Here is a 25,004-nt window from a genome sequence, read left to right as displayed (position 1 = left end):
AATATACTTTTTATATGCGGGGTACAAAAGGTCCTAAGCGTTGATTGTATTTTCGTTGAAAATAAATGAAGTAGTTGTAAAGTTTGTAATTTAACTCATAACCATAGTCCGTGTGGGGGTCATAGTTAATTTGCAGTTCATAAAGGTCGGGGTTATATCTTAAAGGTTGCATCACTCTTTGGTTATAATTGGTGACAAAAATTTGATTTCGGTTCTCCATATACGATTGCGAATAGAAATTACGGGGTCTGGCTATGCTTTGGAGCCAAAAATTAAAGCCTGGCTCAATAATTATTATTTCGTACTCCGTTTCTTCACTCGAAATTTTTACGGTATCGCCCTCTTTTTGATGAAAAGCTGATTTTTCATCTTCCGAAATAGTAACCGTTTCTTTTGTACTGGAACAACTACTGGCTATTACAGTTGCTACAAGCACGATTGCACTGCATATGGTATATATTCTTTTCATTTATATAGCTATTGAGACCTGTTATTCCAATTTACAAAAAAAAGCCGCTTGAATCAACAAGCGGCTTAGGTATACTATTTTGTAATCAGGATTCTATTTGCCAAATAAGCCCCCTAGAAGACCGCCAATACCTCCTTTGTTACCGCCAAGGGCCATAGAGGCTACATCATCAAGAATGCTGCCGTCTCCATCTGAATCCAAGAAAGATTCTATAAGGGATTGTTGTTGGTTGCCGGAATCGCCGCCACCCATAAGACCGCCAAGAAGATTACCTATTCCGTTAGAGTCGCTAACATTTTGTTCTTTGGTTTGCTTGCCCAAATATCCTAAAAGAATAGGGGCCGCTACTTTTAATATGGTAGAAATAGAACCTGCATCCATTCCTGATTTCTGACTTAGTGCATTTTCTACGGTAGCCTGTTTTCCGCCTAAAACGTGACCTAGTATTCCAGCGCCGTCATCCATAACGGATTGGTCAACTCCTCCGTTAAAAAGTCCGCCTAGGTTATCCAAGATGCTACCGTCATGTTTTCCTGATAAAGCACTCATTAACCCTTGGGCTCCTTCTGGTGTTGCTGCATTTTTCTTCATTGCACCCATTAAGATAGGCAAGGCCATGCTTAATACGCTTCCGGTTTGATCGGTAGAATTACCGGTCTGGCCAGCTACACCACTTATTAATTGTTTGCCCATTGGGCTGCCTAGTAGGTCTAATAATCCTGACATAATGTTTAGTGTTTTATAATTGGACAACAATTTACAAAAAAGATTCGGTCAAAACGGTGAAGCTATTAAAAAAGAACCGCTTAATAGCGCAATAAAAAAAACAAATTGATTTACTGTTATGTTGTTAAATTACAGCTTGTTATGTATTTTTATCTAAATTTTTTAATTAAAACTAAACGAGTTTGTGCACAGATATAAAAAACAAAAAACCTCGTTGTGCAACTATCTGTTCAACGAGGTTTTGATATGGTTATAAAGTAAGGCTACTTTAAAAGTGTGATAATCTGTTCCGCTAATTCCGTTCCTATGCGGTTTTGTGCTTCACCGGTAGCTGCGCCAATATGTGGAGTTAATGAAATATTGGGGTGCATAAGAATTCTAATTTCCGGTTTAGGCTCGGATTCGTATACATCAAGCCCTGCAAAAATTACGTTTCCGTTCTCTAGGGCATCAACTAGGGCAACTTCATCAAGAACACCGCCACGGGCAGCATTTATGATGCCTACACCCGGTTTCATCATTTCAAACTCATCTTTTCCTAAAATATAGTTCTTTTGTGAGGGCACGTGCAGCGTAATAAAGTCCGATGTGGAAACCAACGTTTCTTTGCTTTCTGATTCAAAATCAAAAGTTATGGATCGTCCATCAAAAAAAGGAACTTCAATTGAAGCTTTATCTAGGTTGGGGTCGTGGTAAATAACTTTCATACCAACACCTAGTGCTATTTTTGCGGTAGCTTGGCCAATTCTTCCAAAACCGATTATACCTAAAGTCTTGCCGCGAAGCTCGGTCCCCGACCCGTATGATTTTTTTAGTTGTTTAAAATTGCTATCCCCTTCAAGTGGCATATTTCTGTTGGCATCATGTAAATAGCGAACCCCTCCAAAAAGGTGTGCAAAAACCAGTTCGGCCACTGAAGATGATGAGGCTGCAGGGGTATTTATTACGTGTAAACCTTTTTCTTTGGCATGTACCACATCTATGTTATCCATGCCAACACCGCCTCTTCCAATGAGTTTAAGGCTAGGGCAATTGTCAATAAGTTCCTTTCTTACCTGGGTAGCACTTCTTACTAATAATCCGGTTATTCCGTTTTCGTTTATGAAATTTTGTAACTGTTCTTGGGCAACCCGTGTAGTTATCACTTCAAAACCAGAGTTTTCAAGCGCTTTTATTCCTGATTGGGCCAATCCGTCATTTGCAAGTATTTTCATTCTATTCGGAAAATTTATTTAGTACTATAGTATATTAAAATAGCGTCCGTTAGCGGTTGGCCAACGGACGAATTCTTATGTTTAATGAATTGGGCAGGTTACCCTTTTCTTTCCATTTCGCTCATTACATCTACAAGCACGCCTACGCTTTCCAATGAAAGGGCATTGTACATGGATGCTCTGTACCCACCAACTGAACGGTGACCGTTAAGGCCGTTAATACCCGCTTCTTTCCAAAGTGCGTCAAAAGTATCTTTTAATCGATCATCGGCTAAATTGAAGGTAGCATTCATGTTAGAACGATCCTCCTTGTTGGCAAACCCGTTGAAAACAGGGTTTAAATCAATCTCAGAATACAGTAACCGAGCTTTCTTTTCGTTAATTTCTTCAATAGCGGATATCCCTCCTAAATTTTTAAGCCACTCCAATGTTAACATAGAGGTGTAAACGGCAAATACAGGTGGGGTATTGAACATACTATCCTTTGAAATATGCACTTGGTAATCTAGCATGCTAGGAATCTTTCTGGATACCTTTCCAAGTACATCATCTTTTACGACCACAAGGGTTGTTCCGGCAGGGCCCATATTTTTTTGTGCTCCGGCATAAATCAAATCAAACTGAGAAAAATCAAGTTGACGAGAAAAGATATCGGAACTCATATCACATATCAACGGTACATTGGTTCTTGGAAATTCCTTTACCTGGGTTCCAAAAATGGTATTGTTGGAGGTAAGGTGAAGGTAATCCAAGTCGTTAGGCACCGTATATCCTTTGGGAATGTAATTAAAGTTTTTATCCTTTGAAGAGCCAACTTCAATAACATCGCCAAATATTTTAGCTTCCTTAATAGCCTTTTCACTCCAAGTACCTGTATTCAGGTATCCCGCTTTGTTCTCTAGAAAGTTATAGGCAACCATAAGAAATTCCATACTGGCACCTCCTTGAAGAAAAAGAGCGGAATAACCTTTTCCTTCTAGACCTAAAAGTTCAAGGGCCAAGCTGCGCGCCTTTTCCATTACTTCTACAAAGTCTTTGCTTCTATGAGATATCTCAATAAGGGAAAGACCGGAACCATTAAAATCCATTAATGCTTCAGAAGATTTCAACAATACTTCTTGAGGTAATATACAGGGGCCGGCACTAAAATTATGTTTTTTCATAAGGTTTGTAAAAAATTAAGAGATAAAGGTCTTGAATTTAAGGGAAACGTAACTCCCTATTAACAAAAAATTCTATTACGTTCTCAACAAGAAATCAACAGTATCTACATTGTCCGCATAGTCTGTCAAAGAAGGTTGTTGAGTGTTTCCGAAAGCAATTTCAGTGTCAATAACACCTTCGCCTACAATACATTGTAACTCGTTCGTGTCTTGTGATAACCGTTCTTTTAAATTGTCTAGACTGTCATAACGCTCATAAAATAAGGAGGCAATAGGGGAGCTATAACTCTTATCCTCTTTTAAAATGAGGAAACCATTGTCCAGTATTTTAAATTCGGACATCAGGTAAACTGCTTTATTGTAATCATAATTATTGGCATATTTTACGTGCTCTATGATCGGATGATAGGAATAAACAGCCTCAAAGAGCGTAGCAAAATCATAATTTTCGGGCACAAAAACTTTGCTAACACTGCGGCATCCCAACCCGTAATACCTAAAAATATCTTCACCTAGGGCGTTGATTTGTTCTTTTGATTCCCTTCCTGTCAGAACGGCTATGGAGTTTCTGTTTTTTCTAATAATATTGGGCACTTTGCTAAAGTAGTGCTCAAAATAGCGAGAAGTGTTGTTGCTACCTGTGGCTATAACGGCATCAAAGTCTTCCATTTTACCATCTGAAATTTCAATCGTATCTTTAAGTAAAGGTTCAATTGAAATAAGATAATCTTTTATAAATAAAATAAGTGCATTATCATTTGAAGATAATTTAGCAAGGACTTTATTACCGGTAATTAGAACGGACAGAAAATCATGAAAACCAACCATTGGAATATTACCTGCCATAATAAGCGCTACTTTTTTAGGCTTGTTTTTGTCCAGGTCGTAAGGCTTTAGCCAATCGGAAAGTTTTTCTTCCGTTAAGAGTTGCCCCCAGCTTTCCAACGCATGGATTACGTTCTCGCGGGTAAACCAACCATTTTTATGTTTGGACAGCGCAATGGCGTCCTCTAATTTTTGAGACCATTCGTCATTTGGTGTTTCCAATGTAACAAACTCTCTAAGAAAGTGGCCCAGTTTAACAAATGCAATAAAAGTTTTATGATGGTCGTTCATATATTTGTTCAAAATTGTATTCCGAAGTACCTTTGTGCAAAAGTAAGAATACTGAATTGATTTTTCTTTTTGAATACGAAATGAAAATATAACGAACAGCTTTTAGACCTGTTCAGCTTAAATTGAATAATATGGCAATAGTTATAACGGATGAATGTATTAATTGTGGAGCTTGCGAGCCGGAATGTCCGAATACTGCAATTTATGAAGGAGCCGATGAATGGCGCTATAATGACGGGACTTCTCTAGAGGGCGATGTAGTGCTTCCTGATGGGAAAGCGGTAAACGCTGATGAAGTTCAAGAACCGATCAGTGATGAGATATATTACATTGCACCTGATAAATGTACGGAATGCATGGGCTTTCATGAAGAACCTCAATGTGCCGCAGTATGTCCTGTAGATTGTTGTGTGCCGGATGAGGACCATGTAGAGTCTGAAGAGACCCTTTTGGCCAAGCAAAAATTCATGCACCCAGATGGTTAATATGTAAAAACGTATTGGTCTTAGGATTGTAAATGAAAACCCGGACATAGTCCGGGTTTTTTGTTTCTTAACTTTTGAGGTCTATATATGGCTTTATACGTTATCTTTGCATCCTGAAAAAGAAAAAATAAAAGACCGAACAAATCCATAGCGTCTAAAATTTAACGTTAAAATACATGAAAGCAGGTATAGTAGGGTTGCCAAACGTAGGAAAATCAACCCTTTTTAATTGTCTCTCCAACGCCAAGGCACAAAGTGCCAATTTCCCCTTTTGTACTATAGAGCCTAATATAGGTGTTGTAAATGTACCCGACTCTAGATTACAGAAATTAGAGTCCTTAGTAGATCCAGAGCGAGTTCTACCGGCAACTGTAGAAATTGTTGATATTGCCGGTTTGGTAAAAGGAGCAAGTAAAGGTGAAGGGTTGGGAAACCAGTTTCTGGGAAACATTCGTGAAACCGATGCTATTCTTCATGTATTACGTTGTTTTAACGATGATAATATTGTTCATGTAGATGGTTCCGTAGACCCTATTAGGGATAAAGAAACCATAGATATGGAACTGCAGTTAAAAGACCTTGAAACTGTTGAAAAGAAATTAGATAAGGTAAAACGCGCTGCAAAAACCGGAAATAAAGAAGCACAAAAGGAAGAAGCCGTTCTTTTAAAGTTAAAAGAAGGCTTAGAAGCCGGAACTTCTGTACGGGCCATAAATATATCTGATGATGAAAGGGATGAATTTGTAAAACCATTACAGTTCATAACGGACAAGCCCGTAATGTACGTTTGTAACGTAGACGAGGGTGCTGCCGCTACAGGAAATGATTATGTGGAAAAAGTAAAAGCTGCCGTTGCCCAAGAAAATGCAGAGGTAATTGTGTTGGCCGTAGGAACAGAGGCGGATATTACCGAATTGGAAACCTATGAAGAGCGCCAAATGTTTTTAGAAGACCTTGGGTTGGACGAGCCAGGTTCTGCCAAGTTAATACGTGGAGCTTATAAGTTACTGAATTTGGAAACTTATTTTACCGCTGGTGTTAAGGAAGTCCGTGCATGGACCATTCCTGTTGGCGCAACCGCTCCACAGGCCGCTGGTGTTATTCATACCGATTTTGAAAAAGGATTTATTCGTGCGGAAGTTATTGCGTATAATGACTACGTGCAGTATGGTAGTGAAGCAAAGGTAAAAGAAGCCGGTAAAATGCGTGTTGAAGGTAAGGAGTACATCGTTAAAGATGGGGATGTCATGCACTTTAGGTTCAACGTATAGTTTTAGGACATTAAGAAATAATGTTGCCAATCCTTTAGGGGCAGCAATGATTTTAAGACCACATGGGTATGCCTTATGTGGTCTTTATCAATTTTAGAATATAACAGAACTTCTTGTTTATAAAAGAAATCAACATCATTTTAGGATAAGCCTATTTATGGTTAAATTCACGACTCTAAAAAACACTCTAGTACATTGAAGAATTTTATAGATGAATTGAACGATGCCCAAAGAGCACCGGTTCTACATAAAGATGGGCCGTTAATGGTTATTGCAGGAGCTGGGTCCGGTAAAACCAGGGTGCTTACCTTTAGGATTGCTTATTTAATGCAGCAAGGGGTAGACCCCTTTAATATTTTGGCGCTTACCTTTACCAATAAGGCGGCACGTGAAATGAAGGAGCGTATTGCTAAAATTGCAGGTAGATCGGAGACCAAGAACCTTTGGATGGGAACGTTTCATTCCGTTTTTGCCAAATTACTGCGGTATGATGGGGACAAACTTGGCTTTCCAAGTAACTTCACTATCTATGATACTCAGGATTCACAGCGTTTGTTGGCTTCCATTATTAAGGAAATGGGACTAGACAAGGATATTTATAAATACAAACAAGTACAGAACCGTATATCTTCCTTTAAAAATAGCTTGATTACGGTTAAGGCATATCTAAACGACCCAGATTTGGTAGAGGCCGATGCTATGGCCAAACGCCCAAGAATGGGGGAGATATATCAAAATTATGTAGACCGGTGTTTTAAGGCCGGCGCAATGGATTTTGATGACCTTTTACTCCGTACCAATGAACTTCTAAACCGTTTTCCAGAGGTTTTGGCCAAGTACCAAGACCGTTTCAGGTATATTTTGGTAGATGAGTACCAAGATACCAACCATTCGCAATATTTAATTGTAAAGGCTCTTGCAGATCGCTATCATAATATCTGTGTGGTAGGGGATGATGCGCAGAGTATTTATTCTTTCCGCGGAGCGAACATTAGCAACATCCTTAATTTTCAGAAAGATTATGATAATGTGGGTATGTACCGTCTTGAGCAAAATTACCGCTCTACCCGAAATATTGTAAACGCTGCCAACTCCATTATTGCCAACAATAAAGAGCAGTTAGAAAAAGTGGTTTGGACTTCCAATGACGATGGGGGTAGCATAAAAATACATAGGAGTACTACGGATGCCGAAGAAGGCAGGTTCGTGGCAGGTTCCATTTGGGACCATAAGATGAACGAACAATTGGGTAATGGTGAATTTGCGGTACTTTACCGTACCAACTCCCAATCCAGGGCTATTGAAGATGCTTTGAGAAAACGGGATATTCCGTACCGTATCTATGGCGGACTGTCATTCTATCAAAGAAAAGAAATCAAGGATGTATTAAGTTATCTGCGTTTAGTCATAAACCCTAAAGATGAGGAAGCTCTTAAGCGAATCATTAATTTTCCGGCAAGAGGTATTGGGCAAACCACTTTGGACAAGTTGACCGTTGCCGCCAATCATTACAACCGGTCTATTTTTGAGGTAATCCAGAATTTGGACAAAATTAATTTAAAAATCAACGCGGGTACGCAAAGAAAGCTTCAGGATTTTACGACCATGATTCAAAGTTTTCAGATCATGAACGAAACCACCGATGCTTTCGTTCTGGCCGAACATGTTGCCAAAAAGTCCGGTCTCCTTTTGGAGTTTAAAAAGGACGGGACACCGGAAGGTATTGGTAAGATGGAGAATATAGAAGAGCTTTTGAACGGTATAAAGGATTTTGTTGAAGGGCAAAAAGAAATTGCCGATGCCACGGGAAGTATAAGTGAGTTTCTAGAGGATGTAGCCTTGGCTACAGATTTGGACAATGATAAAGGTGATGATGACCGTGTGGCCCTAATGACAATTCACCTAGCTAAGGGGCTTGAGTTCCCGTATGTATATATAGTTGGGATGGAAGAGGACCTTTTTCCTTCCGGTATGAGTATGAATACCCGTAGTGAGCTAGAGGAGGAGCGAAGGTTGTTTTATGTAGCACTTACGCGTGCCGAAAAGCAAGCCTACCTAACCTATACACAGAACCGATATAGATGGGGGAAATTAATAGATGCGGAACCAAGCCGTTTTCTTGAGGAGATTGATGAGAAATATGTAGAAAACCTTACTCCAATAGATACGGGTTATAGGTATAAACCTCTGGTGGACAGTGATATTTTTGGTGAAGTTGACAAAAGTAAGTTACGGCAGGTTAAACCTGTGGGGGGTACACCTCCTAGCCGGAAAGGGCCTAATGAAAGTCAGCTTAGGAAGTTAAGAAAGCTAAAACCAGAACTAGCTACGCCTGTTGGCAATACAAATTCGGTAGATCCTAATTTAGCCGAAGGCAGTATTGTTAACCATACGCGTTTTGGTCAAGGTAAAGTGTTAAAGATTGAAGGAATGGGTAATGACCGAAAAGCTGAAATACAGTTTGTAAAAGGAGATATAAAAAAATTGTTGCTTCGCTTTGCTAAGTTGGAGGTGGTAGGTTAATTCTTAATCATTTTTCGATAATTGAGATTAAATGCCTTGAGGTATTTTAGAATAAATAAAAAGCCTAAAAGTCAATTCTTAGGGCTTTTCTATTTGTTATAGATGTATATGTGAATGGGGTATGTTAATGTTGAAAAACAATTGAGAAAGGGATTTCATAGGTTACTCCATTATCCGTAACCAAGACCTTGCCATCACTTTTATCGTCCATTTGACTTAGGTATTGATCTTCTATTTGACCAGTAACTATTGAGTTGGGGTGGGTAAGGAAGTTTTTGACGCTCAATGAGTTTTCTACAAAAAGAATTTCATTAACCTGGAGCCCTTCAATATTTTGGTTGAACGTTATATTTGCTTGTTTGTAGAATGCTTTATCGGATTTAATTCCTATTATAGCTTCGGTAATAACTAGAGTTGGATGTGTTGATGCAGGTTGTAATACTTCAATTTCTATACCGGTCTCAGCATCGTTATTGTTATTATATCCAATTAGATTATTTCTTAATCTAAGTTCATAACTACCACTTTGAACTTCGTCTGGAATCCGAACGCTCAGGCTATTTTCGCTAGTTGATTCTGTTCCTAAGCGATACAAAAGGTCTTTTCCGCTAGCTTCTGTAGATATTAAAACAATTTCAGATAGTTCTCTAAATATATATTCCCCCTTATTCTCAAAATATAGGTTTTCACCGGTAACGGTTAGCATATCACCTTTTGTGTAAATGGTTTTATTAATGGATGTATTTTTTGGATTTCCTCCGGAAACCACTGGTATAGCTTCTCCCCAGTAGTCAATAAGATCGTACTCATATGTTTCTCCATCTAGATGAATAGCAAATTTGTAATCCATATCATTGGGAGCATCTGCAGAATCTAAGTCAGGAAGGGTAAGAACAAAACTCTCATTACCAGACCCAGAGCTATAGGTTGCGTTCGTAAATTCATATACTATACCATCTTTTTTGAGGCTAAAAGTGTATTCTTCTAAACGAGAATGATCTAAGTATAAATTTGCAGAAATATGAGCGCCAGGTCGGCTTATAACCCTGTCCAATTTGCCGTTAACACTAGCATAGCTAAAATTAGGTGTTCCTTTGGTAAAACGAAGATCACTATCATTAGTTTCTGTGCTATTATCATGCTCAATAAAAATCTCAATTTCATACCTCCCATTTAAATATGATTCCGGCAACCTTGCTGTGACGGCATCACTTTTATAGGATACATTTTCAATTTTTTCAACAATTAATGGTATGCTTTCACGGGTATGGCTGTTTATCAAATTGACCTTAACACTGTCCAAAACTGGATTAGTAGGATAGGCGTTAAAAGTAATGGTTTCGCCAGGTGCTTTATCGGCAAACATATTTATACTAAAAGGAGGCAATTCAACCTGGTCAAGACGATTGTCTACGCTAACAATATATTTTTTAGTGTCTCCTGAGTTAAAAGTAACGGTATAAGTAACTGGTTTGGTAAAATCTAAGGTTTCATCAGACTCAGGAACACTAGTAGCTCCTTTAGGCAGATTAAGGTGAAGCTTCAACGCAGGAATATTGCTTAGGTACGGAATACGAAATTGAATAGAGTCAGCCTCAGCTTCCGGTTGTTTAACATGATTAAAATTACTTCTACCTTCAGGCAGATTCGTGAAACTAAAAGCTACATGTGCATTTTCTGCTGCTTCGTCTTCATTCTTAAGATTAACCTTATATCTGTTAGTAGACCCGTCTTCGGCGGTAACCGTATAAACTACTTCCTTGGAAAAATCTTGAGCAACACCTGATTTTGGAGAAATTGTGGCTTTTTCAGAAATGGTGATCTCAGGAGTTAAACTCGTAAGGTCAACAGTAGAAGGGAATGCGTGACGAATTTCGTTAGAATTGATTATCAGTTGATTTTTTGTGTCTTGAATACTTATGCTAAATTCTAGAAGTTCATTCTTGTCGCTTTTTGATTGTGTTTCTTCGGTCTCATCGGAATCTTTGGAACAGGAAACAAAAAATAGCAGAAAACATGCAGATAGGGCAATTAGGGAGGAAAATTTCATACACTTATGTTTTTTATGTAAATCTGTCAAATCCCTGAACGATGTTATAAAGATTTTATTGAAATAATTAGACCAACGGTTTTCTGTATTTTGGCTGCTTTTTAATAGAGCGCTCATGTAAAGCAGGATAGCTAATAGGATAAAAAAAAATGTATTAATTTCGGAGTGAACGAAAGGTGATAGACTATGGCGGAATTTATAAGAATATATGAGGAAAATCCCAATCCAAAGGAAATACAGAGGGTTGTTGATGTTTTGCGTAAAGGAGGGTTGGTCATTTACCCTACGGATACAGTATACGGTCTTGGGTGTGATATTACCAATTCTAGGGCCTTGGAGAAAATTGCACGTATTAAAGGTATTAAACTTGCTAAGGCCAATTGGTCCTTTATCTGTGCTGATTTAAGCAATCTATCCGATTATGTCAGACAAATAGATACGGCCACCTTTAAAATTTTGAAAAGAGCGCTTCCGGGCCCCTACACATTTATTCTGCCTGGAAATACTAATCTGCCTAAAGACTTTAAAAAGAAAAAAACGGTAGGTATAAGGGTTCCAGATAATTCAATAGCAAAAGCGCTCGTAGAAGGTCTAGGTAACCCCATTGTATCTACATCTATTAGGGATGATGACGATTTGTTGGAATATACTACGGATCCAGAACTTATTTATGAGAAATGGGATAATTTAGTTGATGTAGTAATTGACGGTGGTTATGGAGATAACGTGGCATCTACGGTAATAGACTTGTCAGACGGGGAACCTACTGTTTTAAGGGAGGGAAAAGGAAGTTTGGATATCTTCTAAATATTTAATCGAAACTACAAAAAGGATATAAAAAAAACCGCAACTTCTAAAGTTGCGGTTTTTGTATCTCTAATATTAACTGTTTAGTTATTGATGGCAGGATCGTTCATGCCTTCTTCGATCATGCTGTAGAACTGATCAATTTTAGGAAGAACAACAATACGAGTTCTTCTGTTCTTTGATTTTTCAGTAGTAGAAACAGGAACATATTCTGATCTACCGGCCGCTGTCATACGCTTAGGATCAACATTGTAATCATTTTGAAGAATTCTTACAACTGCTGTAGCACGCTTAACACTTAAATCCCAGTTGTCTAAAAGAACACCGTGTCTTCCGTAAGGTACATCATCAGTATGACCTTCTACCATAAATTCAAAATCTGGCTTGTTGTTCACAACCTGTGCAACTTTACCAAGGATTTCCTTAGCTCTGCTAGTAACATTGTAGCTACCGCTGCTGAATAATAACTTATCTGAGATAGAAACAAAGACAACGCCTTTTTCAACGCTAATTTCAATGTCTTCGTCATCTAAGTTACCCAACACACCTTTTAAGCTCTGAACCAATGAAAGGTTTACAGAATCTCTTCTAGTGATTGCGTCTTGTAATTTACGAATAGTAAGATCCTTTTCTTTTAAGCTTTCCAAAGACTTCTCAAGGTTCTCTGCACCTTTTGAAGTCAGAGTAGTTAAGTTGCCCATATTATTGATCAACTCTTGGTTGTTAGCTTTTAAGAATGAATTCTGGTCTTGTAATGTTTTTAGACGAGAACTGGCAGTTGCCTTTTCCTCTAAACAATCGTTCAATTTAACCGTTGCGGAATTCAAAAGATCTTGTGCTTCTTTATGTTTTGATTCTAAATCCGAATACTTCTTTTGTGATACGCATGAAGACAACAACAAGGTCACTCCTAAACAGCCTAAAATTAATTTTTTCATAATGAGAGTTACTAAGTATTTAATGATTGTTATTTGATTTTAATTAGTGTCAATAAGCGACAAAATTAGATAATCGCCAAATTTAGTATTTGTAAAATTAGTTAATGTTTTACTAAATCGTTAAAATTCTTTACATGATGTACGAAATGCTGCCATACTATGGACTTCGTAAGGTAATACTTTGGGATAAAATTAGCTTTTTCCCTCACTTTATACATCTTTCCAAAATTCCTATAGAAACTTAAATGAGCTCTTAGAATTGCAAAGCAGTGGTTAAACTTAAACTGAAAAATGAAACGTAATGCTGCAATTCCGTCCAGTAAGAGACGAAAACCAACAATTGTCAGGGCTTTTTTCCGGGGTAAATTCTTTGTTATGGAAAAAAGGGAGTTTCTAAAGTTCAGATAGGTTTTTTTTGGGTTCATATTACTTAAAGTAGATCCGCCCAAATGATAAACTTTAGAAGCACCAACATAAAATACCTTGTGACCTTTGTTTTTGGCTCTCCAACATAGATCTATTTCTTCTTGGTGGGCAAAATAGTGTTCATCAAACCCGTTAACGGACCAAAAGACCTCTTTTCTAATGAACATACATGCCCCTGTGGCCCAAAATATTTCTAGAACATCATCATACTGCCCATTGTCTTTTTCCAATTCCTGAAATATGCGCCCCCTGCAAAAAGGGTATCCCAATTTATCTATAAAGCCCCCTGCCGCTCCGGCGTATTCAAAATATTCCGGACGCATCATGTCCAAAATTTTGGGTTGTATGATTGCAGCTTCCTTGTTTTTCGAAAAAACTTCCAATATTGGGGGCAACCAATTTTCGGTTACCTCTACATCGGAGTTTAGAAGGCAATAAACATCGGCATCTATATTTTTTAGTCCAATGTTATACCCTTTGGTAAACCCACCATTTTCTTTGTTCTGAACAATTTGTATAGTAGGATAGTTTGCTTTTATAAACGCCACGGAATCATCTGTAGAAGCGTTATCTACAACGTAAATTTCAGCACCTTGGGAATACTGTACAACAGAGGGAAGGTATCTTTCAAGAAGTACCTCTCCGTTCCAGTTTAATATGACTATAGCAATGCGCAAAACGATGGCAAATTAACGGCTAAAATCAGGAATATCCCTGAGAAACGAATATTTTTCTGAAGTAAAATCCATTTTGCAATAAAAATGGTCCAGCCCGTTGGTTACCATTAGGTAATCTGCTTTAAGATGCAGGTTATAGCGCGCTATTTGATCAAAGGTAGTTTGGTCTATGGTAATTTTAGGCGCTTTGCATTCCACTAAAATGTGAATACTTCCGTCAGAGTTAAAAACAACAATGTCATACCTCTTCTTAATATTATTAATAATGAGTTGTTTTTCAACGTTTATAAGGCTGATAGGATACTTTTTCTCAAAGAGCAAATGATTAACAACGTGTTGCCTTACCCATTCTTCTGGTTGTAGCACAACAAATTTTTTGCGTATACTGTCAAAAATAAGCACGTTATTTTCGCTACTTTTGAAACGGAATTTATACTCCGGAAAATTAAGGGGTTCCATATAGCAAATTTGATGATTTTTTTTGGATGGATGAAGCAAAACAAATAGTTAGCGATATTAAGAACGGTACAATCAAACCCATTTATTTTTTATTTGGGGAAGAACCCTATTATATTGATGCCATTGCCTCGTACATTGAGAAAAATGTTCTAGCTGAAGAAGAAAAAGGTTTTAACCAAATGGTCCTGTACGGTAAGGACGTTACTATAGACGATATTGTTTCAAATGCAAAGCGGTATCCTATGATGGCGGAGCGGCAAGTCGTTATCGTTAAGGAAGCACAGCATCTTGTGCGCACCATAGAGAATTTAACGGCTTATGTAGACAACCCCCAAATGACAACGGTATTGGTGGTTTGTTATAAATATAAGAAACTGGACAAGCGGAAAAAATTATATAAATCCGTGCAAAAGGCAGGTGTTCTTTTTGAAAGCAAGAAGCTGTATGAAAACCAAGTTTCCGATTGGATAAGGAAAAACTTGCAGGGCAGGGGATACAGTATTTCTCACAAAGCGGCCATATTACTTACTGAATATCTAGGAACGGATTTAAGTAGAATAAACAACGAAATAGAAAAGTTACAGTTGGTATTACCAAAGCAGAGTGAAATTACGCCTGCCGAAATTGAAGCTCATATTGGTATTAGCAAGGACTACAATAATTTTGAGCTAAAAAAAGCCATTGGCGAAAGAAATGTACTTAAGGCAACACGTATTATAAATTACTTTGCTCAAAATCCAAAAGACAACCCTTTTGTGTTGACCGTTACTTTGTTACATACTTTTTTCTCTCAGCTTTTACAGTATCACGGGTTAAAGGATCATTCGCCCAAAAGTGTGGCAAGTGCCTTACGTATAAATCCTTATTTCGTGGGGGAATTTCAGACAGCCGCACGTAACTATCCTATGAAAAAGGTGAGCGGTATCGTTTCAGCTTTAAGAGAAATGGACTTAAAGGCCAAAGGGGTAGGGGCCAATGTTAACTCTCAGGAAGACTTGCTGAAAGAACTTCTGGTAAAGATTATCTAAATTATCTTTTGTCTACACTGTATTTTCCAGGGCCTAATAAGATAATGGCCACAAAGATTACAAAATAAATAAGGGCCAGCTCTTTCTTTTGGAAAGGGTCCGCACCGTGTACGATAAATGCGGCAACAGCCATAGTAATTGCCGTTGGAATTGCAGCCCATCTGGTCTTAAAACCAAAAATGATTAATATAGGGCAAACCAATTCCGCTAGTACAGCTAAAAATAAAGAAGGAGTGGAGCCCATTCCTATTGGATCGCCAAATTCCACACCGTTGATCAACATTTGCAATTTTCCATATCCGTGAACAGCCATCATGGCAGACGCTGCAATTCGTAATAGAGCTAAGCCAATATCTTTCAAAAGTGAATTTGACATGTTGTTTTGAGTTTACATTAAAGATAAAAGTATTCTTTTTTATGAATTAGCCCAAATACATTTGCAACAAATATTTTTGTCAAAACACGTCACATTTGAATTCTGTTGATTACGAATAGGTTAGCGTAATTTAGGAAAGCTTTCAGGGTCCAGTTCATTCATTATGGCGTATACTTTTTCAAAAATGTCCTCTATATTGGGTTTTGAAAAATAGTCGCCGTCCGTACCATAAGCGGGTCTGTGAGCCTGCGCGCTAAGCGTTTGTGGTGCAGAATCCAAATAAGCATATGCCCCTTGTTTTTCTATGATTTCATTGAGTATATAAGCGGAACATCCTCCTGGTACATCCTCGTCTACCACTAGAACCCTATTGGTCTTCTTTATACTGTCTAGAGTATCGTGATGCACATCAAAAGGTAACAATGTTTGTGCGTCTATAACCTCTGCATCAATCCCAACTTCTTTTAGTTCTTCTGCAGCTTTTAGCACAAGTCTTAGCGTAGAGCCATAGGAAACAATGGTAATATCGGTTCCTTGTTTTATGGTTTCAACTTTTCCTATTGGCGTATAGAATTCCCCTAAATTAATCGGTTTTGGTTCTTTAAGCCTATAGCCGTTAAGACTTTCAATTACTAGAGCAGGCTCATCGGTCTTTAACAACGTATTATAGAAACCGGCCGCTTGGGTCATGTTTCTAGGAGACAAGATGTACATACCGCGAAGTGAATGTATCAATGTTCCCATAGGAGAGCCCGAATGCCAAATACCTTCTAAGCGATGCCCTCTTGTACGTACAATTAAAGGTGCCTTTTGCTTTCCAAAGGTTCTGTAGCGCAAGCAGGCCACATCATCCGTTAAGGTTGCCAGTGCATAAAATATGTAATCCAAATATTGAATCTCAGCAATAGGGCGAAGTCCTCTTAGGGCCATGCCTGTACCTTGTCCTATAATAGTTGTTTCCCGTATACCGGTATCCGCAACGCGGAACTTACCATATTTTTCCTGTAGCCCTTCAAGACCTTGGTTTACGTCTCCAATGGCTCCGCTGTCCTCACCAAAAACTATGGTATTTGGGTATTTCTCAAATATTTTATCAAAATTGTCCCGGAGAATAATACGGCCATCAACATTTTCGGTGTTGTCCGCATACTTAGGTTTTACTTCGGCTACGCTTAACGCCCCTGTAGCCCCATCATTATAAAGGTCGGCACTATATAAGGGTTGTGTTTCGGCAAGAAAGGTATTCGTCCATTCTACAAGTTCTTGTTTCTCTGGAAAAGACTCGCCTATGAGATATCTAAGCGCTTTTCTTGAACTAACGGCTAAATCCTTTTTAATGGGCTCTTCTATCGCTATGAGGTCATTCTTTACTTTGGCGATAAAGTTTTTATTCTGACTTTTTGCCGATGCCCTGTCGAGTATAGCTACCAATTGTTTTTTAAGAGTCTTATGACTTTCCAAGTATTCTGACCAGGCTTCTCTTTTAGCAGACCTAACTTCTCGTACAATGGTTTTTTCAATAGCCTTAAGCTCATCATCCGTAGTAATGCCTGTTTCTAAAATCCATTCGCGGAAACGCTTGTTGCAATCATTCTCTTTTTCCCATTCCAGTCGGGCTTTGTCTTTGTAACGTTCGTGAGAACCGGAAGAAGAATGTCCCTGCGGTTGGGTAAGCTCGGTTACATGAATAATAACGGGTACATGTTCCTCTCGTGCTATATCCGAAGCATTTTCATAGGCATGCATCAGGGCAGTGTAATCCCACCCTTTAACTTTTAATAGCTCATAGCCTTCCTGTTCTTCGGTTCGTTTAAAACCACTTAGGATTTCGGAAATATCCTCTTTTGTAGTGTGGTATTCCGCAGGTACGGAAATACCATAATCATCGTCCCAAATGCTGATTACCATAGGTACTTGAAGCACTCCTGCGGCATTAATGGTCTCTAGAAACATTCCTTCACTGGTACTTGCGTTTCCAATGGTGCCCCAAGCTACTTCATTGCCGTTGTTGGAAAAGTTAGTGGCGTCTACATTGTTCAGGTTCCTATACATTTTAGAAGCTTGTGCTAGGCCAAGTAATCTGGGCATTTGTCCTGCCGTACAGGAAATATCTGCACTACTATTTTTCTGTTCGGTTAGATTTTTCCAGCTTCCATCCTCATTAAGGCTATGCGTTACATAATGCCCACCCATTTGCCTACCGGCACTCATAGGTTCCTTTTCAATATCCGTAGTGGCGTAAAGTCCGTGAAAAATGTCTTTTGGGGTAAGAAGGCCCAGTGCCATCATAAACGTCTGGTCACGGTAATAGCCGCTTCTAAAATCTCCGTCCTTGAAAGATCGGGCCATGGCCAACTGTGGTAGTTCCTTGCCATCTCCAAAGATTCCGAATTTTGCTTTTCCGGTCAAAACTTCTTTCCTACCCAATAAGCTACATGTTCTACTAAGAACAGCAATTTTGTAATCGCTTATAATTTGGGTCTTGAAATCATCAAACGTAATATCATTACTGGTTTTAGGCGATGTATCCATTAAGCTGTATGAGTTTTTACAAAAATAGCAAACTGCTAGCATTTTTACAATGCTTGCACAACTTAGTTGATCAAAATATATTTAAAAAAGGAAGGAAACCAATAGTATATTGATAATTGAAGTTTGATAAATTGAGATTATATTATGAATTCAACAATCAAATACTAAAACCATTTTCGGGTAAATAGGCCAATAAGAGTTTTTGGACTTACGGTAACAATAAATCTAATTTTCTCGCCATACAATGGTTGGGATACTTCCCAGCCATTATTGGAATATAAAGGGAAGTAAAGTTCAAAATAATCGGTTAGAAGGTTTAAACGAACCCCTGAATCATAAACGAACTTTCCGCTAAGGCCTTTGTTTTTAACATAACCTAAATCTCCATAAACCTCAATCCATTTCCAAAGATTAACACTGGTGTTTATGGTGGTTAGATAGTCATTGGCAAACCTATATTCTTCAGGGAGAAAGGATTTAAAACCTCCCTCGGCAATAATTATTTGCTGGCTATAGATTCCTGAGTCTTCCGATCGGCCCAAATAACCATAATCGAATAAATAATCCGTAGGACGGTCTAGCGCAAAACTGTAGTAATTAGGGTCTGCATAATCCGTTGTTTTATTACGTATAAATTTACCGGCATAAAAACGAAAGTTGAACTGTCGGTTGTTTTCAAACAGCTTACGGTACTCTAACTCAAAGGCTACTTTTGTAAAATCACTTGCATGCTGGGCATCTGCAAACCAAGAAACATAGTCAATAATCCCAGGGTTTCTATTGGTGTACCTTACGTTAAGAATGCTATAATCCGGCGGAGTTTCAAAGTCACCTAATTCTTCGGCCTTATCCCGCAGAACATTCACATATCTAAAACGTAGAAACTCCCGCTTATTGGAAATCAAGTTTGCCGGCCTCCATCCAAAAGTGATGGAAGGGGTTATGGTAGAATACCTGGAGTTTTCTTGAAAATGATACGTTGAACCTCCTAGGCTGTAATTGGCTAGATAAAGCCCGCTTTTGCTAAGATATTTACGGTATGAAACTCTTCCCGAACCTACAAAAGACTTTTCCCTAAAAGAATAGGAGGGGGCAAAATCGTATATGAAAGGGCGTTCCAGTAATGTTTTGTTATACAGGCGCATCCCTGGAGTCCAGCCATCATAAATATTGAAGTTTAGAATTGGGACATAAAAAACCTGATTGTAATACGGGTTTTCAGAATCCCTAAAGAAAGTAAACTTCAGCTTTTTATTCCCCGAGAAAAAGCCTCCTAAAGATTTCCAGTTATCCCTCTGGTTGAACTCCGGAATTTTCTGGTCGTAGTTTAGAACAAGACGCTTTTCCTCATTTTTAGGAATGGTAACGGTCTTGATATCGCCAATATCGGAAAACCAATATTTAGACACTACAGAATCGTTCTTAAGCCCGAACAGGGAAATTGGTACATTGGTGCCCTTTTTATTCTTTATGGTTATGCGCAAAGAGTCTTCGGTTTTCTCTACTTTTTTAATCTTAAAGTCTATTTTACGGTCCGTGGTTACATAATCCTTAAAAAACCAGTCAATATCTTTTTCCGAGGCCCTTTTTAGGATGGATTCAAAATCCAACGTTTTTACTTGGCTAAGCCTATAGTGCTTGTAAAAAGTCTTTATACTCTTATCTACTTTATCTTTTCCTATATAACTAGCCAAATAGGCGAGACCAAGCCCAGCTTTATATTTATTAGCTATTTTTTGATTGAATTTGATAAGGGAATCGTTACTAGTACTTAACGGTTGGTCTAAATTGGTACGTGCGGTAAGCATGTATAAGAACGGATACTGCTCGTTGAAATCCATTTTAGCCAGATTGAAGCTCCGTATGCCCCAAATTTTGGATAATTTTCCCAGTAATTTTTGGTCCGGGTAATACTGCTCTACAAATTCTATCATAAGATAGTTGGCAATAGCATCACTTAACCATTGCTCTTTTCTTGGGTCTAAGAAAAGAGTCTCTTCCAAAATGTTGATAAGCGCCGTTTTTAAGAACTTCATTTCAAATTGAAACTGCTCTTCATAAGGGCGAATAAACGACGGTAATTGATTGATACCGTAAAGTGGATTTTTCTCATAATCAAGCTGGCTTACCAAAAGCTGACGATGAGGGTATTGTCCTAAATTATTCTCTATAAACTCAGTAACCCTGTTAATGGACAACCCCTTAAAAACATCCTCGTACTTGACCGCTTCAATATCGGTAATTACAGTTATTTGTGGAGTAACGTGAGTCATAAATCGCTTCTCCGGGCTAAGCAAAATTTCGCAGTTTTTTTGCTGTTCTGCAGTCAATTGGGCCATTTGTCCGTTTGAAATGGAGTTGTTGCCCAATACGGTAAAATTAGAAGCCAAGTTCAAGTTTCTTGGGTAGACAAAATTTACCGTGGTTTCTGTTACACCGGTATATAGGTCCTCTAAATTTTTATTGGAGTACAGATGCCAAGCTCCATCAAAATAGGCTGGTGTTAAATACCAGTCTTTTAAGTAGTAACTGTTTTTCCTCTTGTCATATCCGTAGGGCGTAAACTTGTTTTCAGGAAGTTTAATCGTATACGTTAAGAAGAGTTTTGCAGATTCACCGGGAGGTAGCGGGCTGTTTAAATCAATTTTTAAAATGTCCTCACCAGTGGTTCGTTTCCAATGAAGACCTCTGTATTCATCGTCCACAGCACTCATGATGCTCGTGTATCCTCTTTCCTCTTTTTTGGCTAAGTGAAGGCTTTTCTTGAATTCCTCCGAAAAGCGTTTGGCCAAGCCTGTATTTTTACTGGCATAAGCATGGGCCCAGTCATTAAAATACAAGGTGCTCAACGTTACATTGGAATTGTTCTTATACGTAAATTCCTGTTGAATTTGTATTTCCTTGCTTTCTCCGTCAAGAGTGGCGGTCAGGACATTTTCATGCTGTGCAGCCAATTGTTGACAACCATTAAACAAAACGGTTCCAAGGCAAAAATAAAATATGAGGGATTTGATTTTCAAGTATACTATTAAAAATTAGGACTCAAGTTTCGGCCCTTGTAGAATGCATCAATAATATCTACAACTTCATCTTCAGTGTCGGCAATTTTAATAAGGTCCAGGTCATGGGCACTTATGTTTTTTACTTCCAACATTGTGTTTTTAATCCAGTCCATAAGACCCGTCCAAAATTCACTTCCAACAAGAATAATAGGGAACTTTTCAATTTTATTGGTTTGGATAAGTGTTATGGCCTCAAACAGCTCATCTAAGGTTCCAAAACCACCGGGCATGACCACGAAGCCTTGTGAGTATTTTACGAACATGACCTTTCTAACAAAAAAATAGTCAAAATCCAGACTCTTGTCAGAATCAATAAATGGGTTGTCATGCTGTTCAAAAGGAAGGTCTATGTTCAAACCTACTGAAGTACCTCCTGCCAAATGGGCTCCTTTGTTCCCTGCTTCCATAATACCGGGACCACCTCCAGTAATTACACCATATCCGGCTTCGGCTATACTTTTAGCAATACTGACGGCCAATTCATAATATTTATCGCCTTCCTTGGTACGAGCGGAACCAAAAATGGAAACACAGGGACCTATGTTCCCCATCTTTTCAAATCCCATTACAAACTCGCCCATTATCTTAAAAATGGCCCAAGAATCGTTAGTTTTTATTTCGTTCCAACCTTTATGGTGTTGTTCTTTTCTCATGTATAATTCCTATTATTTATCCAAAATAATCCACTTCACAAAACAGCTAACGGTTTTGATAGAGATTTAAGTGTATGTTATTTTTATTTCTTCTTTTTATTACAGCGAATGAATTTATTGCTTTTATTTCATTCTACGTAAACTAGGCTCAATTATAATTGAATCTTCCCTCAATCGGGGATGTTTAACTCGGGCCTTAAGTATTTTGCCGTGTAGCTTTTTTTGTCTTGTGCCACTTCTTCAGGAGTTCCCTTTGCTACGACTTTTCCGCCGCCGCGACCACCTTCGTAACCAATATCGATAATGTAATCGGCCATTTTAATGACATCCATATTGTGCTCAATTACCAATATGGTATTTCCTTTGTCTACTAATTTGGTCAAAACTTCCATTAAAACACGAATATCTTCAAAATGAAGACCTGTAGTAGGCTCATCCAAAATATAAAATGTGTTACCGGTGTCCCGTTTTGAGAGCTCCGTAGCCAACTTAATCCGTTGCGCCTCACCCCCTGAAAGTGTAGTGGATTGCTGGCCTAAAGAGATGTAACCAAGACCCACGTCTTGAATGGTTTTTAATTTTCTATGAATTTTTGGAATGAGCTCAAAAAAATCAACGGCTTCGTTGATGGTCATTTCCAAAACGTCTGCTATGGACTTGCCTTTGTAACGTATTTCTAAGGTTTCCCTATTGAAACGTTTCCCGTTACAGGTTTCGCATTCTACATAAACGTCCGGTAAAAAATTCATTTCAATTACCCGTAGGCCACCACCTTGACATGTTTCGCATCTACCACCTTTTACGTTAAAACTAAACCTACCAGGTTTATAACCTCGTATGGCAGCTTCGGATGTTTTCGCAAACAAGGACCTGATTTCACCGAATACACCTGTATAGGTGGCTGGGTTTGATCTAGGAGTCCTTCCTATTGGCGACTGGTTAATGTCAATTACCTTGTCTATATGTTCTAGGCCCGTTATTTTTTTATAGGGCATAGGTTTTTTTACCCCGTTAAAATAGTGGGCGTTCATAATAGGGTAGAGCGTTTCGTTTATTAAAGTGGATTTTCCACTGCCCGAGACTCCGGTAACACCTATCATTTGCCCTAGCGGTAGCGATATGGATACATTCTTAAGGTTGTTCCCCGTGCATCCGGAAAGTGTAATTTTCTTTCCGTTTCCTTTTCTGCGTTTTTCGGGAACAGCAATCTGTTTTTTTCCAGTTATATAGTCCGCTGTGAGTGTATTTTCGTTTTTTAGGCCTTCCGGGGTACCTTGGGATATAATCTCCCCTCCATGTTTTCCAGCCCTTGGGCCAATATCTATAACATGATCGGCACACTCTATCATATCACGGTCATGTTCCACAACAATTACCGAGTTGCCAATATCCCTTAGTGCTTCCAGCGATTGAATCAAACGGGTATTGTCCCGTTGATGCAGACCAATACTAGGTTCGTCTAAAATATAGAGGACGCCCACCAATTGGGAGCCAATCTGAGTAGCCAATCGTATTCGTTGTGCTTCCCCTCCGGAAAGGGATTTTGAACTTCGGTTCAAGGAAAGATAATCTAGGCCTACATCTAAAAGAAACTGAATTCGGGTTTTGATTTCCTTGATGATCTCTTCGGCAATTTTCAGTTGGTTGCCTTCCAGTTTTTTCTCCAACCCTTTAAAGAAAAGGGCTAGTTCGGCAATATCCAAATGGGCCAATTGCGCTATATTCTTTTCATCAACTTTAAAATAAAGTGATTCCTTACGCAAGCGGGTACCTTCGCATACAGGACAAGAAACTTTATCCATATATTCCTTGGCCCAACGCTTTAGAGCTGTTGTACCGGCCTCTTCATATTGGTTTTTGATAAAATTGGCAATACCTTCGTAGTCAATTTTATAGTTTCGTTTAACTCCCAACGTCTTGGAGTCTACCTCAAAACTTTCATGCCCTCCATGAAGCAATATATTAATAGCTTCATCCGAAATTTTGGAAATGGGATCCGTAAGTTCAAATCCGTACCGTTGGGCAATGGTCTCTATTTGTTTAAAGGCCCATGATTTTTTATAATCCCCTAACGGAGCAATTCCCCCGGACTTTATGGATAACTTCTTATTGGGGAAAATCTTTTTCTCGTTTACTTCGTAGACATGACCCAATCCGTTGCAGTTGGGGCACATACCTTTTGGGGAGTTAAAAGAAAAAGTGTTCGGTTCAGGAACTGGATAGGATATACCGGTTGAAGGGCACATGAGGTCCCTGCTGAAATACCGTGCCACAGATTCTCCTTCTTCCAGTACCATAAGAACATTGTCACCGCTATACATGGCGGTGTTTAGGGTTTCGGAGAGACGTTTATCCATCTCTTCGGAATCCGTTACTTTAAGGCGGTCTATGACAATTTCAATGTCGTGGGTCTTGTACCGGTCCACTTTCATCCCTTTGGTAATATCCTTTACTTCACCATCAATTCTAACCTTTACAAAACCTTGCTTGGCAATCTGCTCAAAGAGCTCTCTATAATGCCCTTTTCTGGATTTAATGACCGGAGCTAGCACATTTATCTTTTTCCCGTTGTAATCTTTTTTGATAAGTTCCTTTATCTGCTCATCACTATAACTCACCATTTTTTCTCCGGTGTTATAGCTGTAAGCATCTCCGGCACGTGCAAAAAGTAAGCGGAGGAAATCGTAAATTTCGGTAATTGTACCTACTGTGGAACGGGGAGATTTTGATGTGGTCTTCTGTTCAATGGCGATAACGGGAGATAGACCATCAATTTTATCCACATCGGGTCTTTCCAGGCCACCTAGAAACTGTCTGGCGTAGGCCGAGAACGTTTCAATGTAACGCCGTTGCCCTTCGGCATAAATCGTATCAAAAGCAAGTGAGGACTTCCCACTTCCTGAAAGACCGGTTATAACTACCAGTTTCTCCCTAGGTATGGTAACATCTATATTTTTAAGGTTATGGACCCGAGCGCCCTGAACCTCAATATTTTCTTCGTAATCTATCATTTTCTATAGCAAAGTTGC

The 25,004-nt window shown here is 38.7% G+C and carries 19 protein-coding genes; 5 read left to right on the top strand and 14 right to left on the bottom strand.

The features are described from left to right. Nucleotides 1-10: 10 nt before the first annotated feature. From Q4597_RS16315 to Q4597_RS16295, 5 genes are all read right to left on the bottom strand, one after another. Complete coding sequence (locus Q4597_RS16315) at nt 11-469, bottom strand: DUF6146 family protein (protein ID WP_303407183.1); 459 nt, start codon at nt 467-469, stop codon at nt 11-13. A gap of 93 nt (nt 470-562) precedes the next feature. After that, nucleotides 563-1,195: a DUF937 domain-containing protein gene (locus tag Q4597_RS16310; protein ID WP_215440504.1), complete on the bottom strand. Its 633-nt coding sequence runs from the start codon at nt 1,193-1,195 to the stop codon at nt 563-565. 263 nt (nt 1,196-1,458) lie between these two features. After that, on the bottom strand, nt 1,459-2,409 hold the full coding sequence (locus Q4597_RS16305; protein ID WP_303407181.1) for a D-2-hydroxyacid dehydrogenase: 951 nt from the start codon (nt 2,407-2,409) through the stop codon (nt 1,459-1,461). 98 nt (nt 2,410-2,507) lie between these two features. Beyond that, a complete protein-coding gene (serC, locus tag Q4597_RS16300) occupies nt 2,508-3,572 on the bottom strand; it encodes a 3-phosphoserine/phosphohydroxythreonine transaminase (RefSeq protein ID WP_215912299.1) in 1,065 nt (354 codons plus the stop codon). 75 nt (nt 3,573-3,647) lie between these two features. After that, nucleotides 3,648-4,688: an acyl-CoA reductase gene (locus Q4597_RS16295; protein WP_303407180.1), complete on the bottom strand. Its 1,041-nt coding sequence runs from the start codon at nt 4,686-4,688 to the stop codon at nt 3,648-3,650. A 131-nt stretch (nt 4,689-4,819) separates the two neighbouring features. On the opposite strand from Q4597_RS16295, the gene Q4597_RS16290 reads away from it, so the two are divergent. The 3 genes from Q4597_RS16290 to Q4597_RS16280 all read left to right on the top strand — a co-directional run bounded on the left by Q4597_RS16290 (nt 4,820) and on the right by Q4597_RS16280 (nt 8,967). Continuing rightward, complete coding sequence (locus tag Q4597_RS16290; protein WP_215440497.1) at nt 4,820-5,173, top strand: 4Fe-4S dicluster domain-containing protein; 354 nt, start codon at nt 4,820-4,822, stop codon at nt 5,171-5,173. A gap of 176 nt (nt 5,174-5,349) precedes the next feature. After that, nucleotides 5,350-6,444 carry a redox-regulated ATPase YchF gene (ychF, locus tag Q4597_RS16285; RefSeq protein WP_303407177.1) on the top strand — a complete coding sequence of 365 codons (1,095 nt, stop codon included), beginning with the start codon at nt 5,350-5,352 and terminating at the stop codon, nt 6,442-6,444. Nucleotides 6,445-6,639: 195 nt separating this feature from the next. Then, nucleotides 6,640-8,967, top strand: a complete 2,328-nt coding sequence (locus Q4597_RS16280; RefSeq protein WP_303407174.1) for an ATP-dependent helicase — start codon at nt 6,640-6,642, stop codon at nt 8,965-8,967. A gap of 124 nt (nt 8,968-9,091) precedes the next feature. Here the strand turns inward: Q4597_RS16280 and Q4597_RS16275 are convergent, their stop codons facing one another. Continuing rightward, entirely contained in the window at nt 9,092-11,017 is a 1,926-nt protein-coding gene (locus Q4597_RS16275; protein ID WP_303407172.1) for a DUF5018 domain-containing protein, read from the bottom strand. 186 nt (nt 11,018-11,203) lie between these two features. On the opposite strand from Q4597_RS16275, the gene Q4597_RS16270 reads away from it, so the two are divergent. After that, entirely contained in the window at nt 11,204-11,824 is a 621-nt protein-coding gene (locus tag Q4597_RS16270; RefSeq protein WP_215440488.1) for an L-threonylcarbamoyladenylate synthase, read from the top strand. 83 nt (nt 11,825-11,907) lie between these two features. Here Q4597_RS16270 and Q4597_RS16265 read toward each other — a convergent pair whose 3' ends face one another. From Q4597_RS16265 to Q4597_RS16255, 3 genes are all read right to left on the bottom strand, one after another. Beyond that, complete coding sequence (locus Q4597_RS16265; RefSeq protein WP_215440487.1) at nt 11,908-12,762, bottom strand: OmpA family protein; 855 nt, start codon at nt 12,760-12,762, stop codon at nt 11,908-11,910. 101 nt (nt 12,763-12,863) lie between these two features. Beyond that, nucleotides 12,864-13,865, bottom strand: a complete 1,002-nt coding sequence (locus Q4597_RS16260; RefSeq protein WP_303407169.1) for a glycosyltransferase family 2 protein — start codon at nt 13,863-13,865, stop codon at nt 12,864-12,866. A gap of 12 nt (nt 13,866-13,877) precedes the next feature. Continuing rightward, nucleotides 13,878-14,324, bottom strand: coding sequence for a type I restriction enzyme HsdR N-terminal domain-containing protein (locus Q4597_RS16255; protein ID WP_303407167.1), 447 nt, complete (start codon nt 14,322-14,324; stop codon nt 13,878-13,880). 26 nt (nt 14,325-14,350) lie between these two features. On the opposite strand from Q4597_RS16255, the gene holA reads away from it, so the two are divergent. Beyond that, nucleotides 14,351-15,352, top strand: a complete 1,002-nt coding sequence (holA, locus tag Q4597_RS16250) for a DNA polymerase III subunit delta (protein ID WP_215440484.1) — start codon at nt 14,351-14,353, stop codon at nt 15,350-15,352. A gap of 1 nt (nt 15,353) precedes the next feature. Here holA and Q4597_RS16245 read toward each other — a convergent pair whose 3' ends face one another. The 5 genes from Q4597_RS16245 to uvrA all read right to left on the bottom strand — a co-directional run bounded on the left by Q4597_RS16245 (nt 15,354) and on the right by uvrA (nt 24,986). Continuing rightward, nucleotides 15,354-15,728 (bottom strand): DoxX family protein, encoded by a 375-nt coding sequence (locus Q4597_RS16245; RefSeq protein WP_215912307.1) that lies wholly within the window; start codon nt 15,726-15,728, stop codon nt 15,354-15,356. 120 nt (nt 15,729-15,848) lie between these two features. Beyond that, the gene (locus Q4597_RS16240; RefSeq protein ID WP_303407163.1) at nt 15,849-18,260 is read right to left on the bottom strand and encodes a thiamine pyrophosphate-dependent enzyme; all 2,412 of its coding nucleotides are present in this window, start codon (nt 18,258-18,260) and stop codon (nt 15,849-15,851) included. A 164-nt stretch (nt 18,261-18,424) separates the two neighbouring features. Next, nucleotides 18,425-21,280 (bottom strand): metalloprotease, encoded by a 2,856-nt coding sequence (locus tag Q4597_RS16235; protein ID WP_408065843.1) that lies wholly within the window; start codon nt 21,278-21,280, stop codon nt 18,425-18,427. Nucleotides 21,281-21,288: 8 nt separating this feature from the next. Beyond that, nucleotides 21,289-21,975 carry a TIGR00730 family Rossman fold protein gene (locus tag Q4597_RS16230; protein WP_215912309.1) on the bottom strand — a complete coding sequence of 229 codons (687 nt, stop codon included), beginning with the start codon at nt 21,973-21,975 and terminating at the stop codon, nt 21,289-21,291. A 170-nt stretch (nt 21,976-22,145) separates the two neighbouring features. Further along, nucleotides 22,146-24,986: an excinuclease ABC subunit UvrA gene (gene uvrA / locus Q4597_RS16225; protein WP_303407161.1), complete on the bottom strand. Its 2,841-nt coding sequence runs from the start codon at nt 24,984-24,986 to the stop codon at nt 22,146-22,148. Nucleotides 24,987-25,004: the final 18 nt, after the last annotated feature.

The organism is Zobellia sp. 1_MG-2023 (assembly GCF_030549125.1).
Taxonomy (GTDB): Bacteria; Bacteroidota; Bacteroidia; order Flavobacteriales; family Flavobacteriaceae; genus Zobellia; species Zobellia russellii.
Note: the sequence above shows the minus strand (reverse complement) of the source record. Positions and strands in the feature narration are given on the sequence as shown.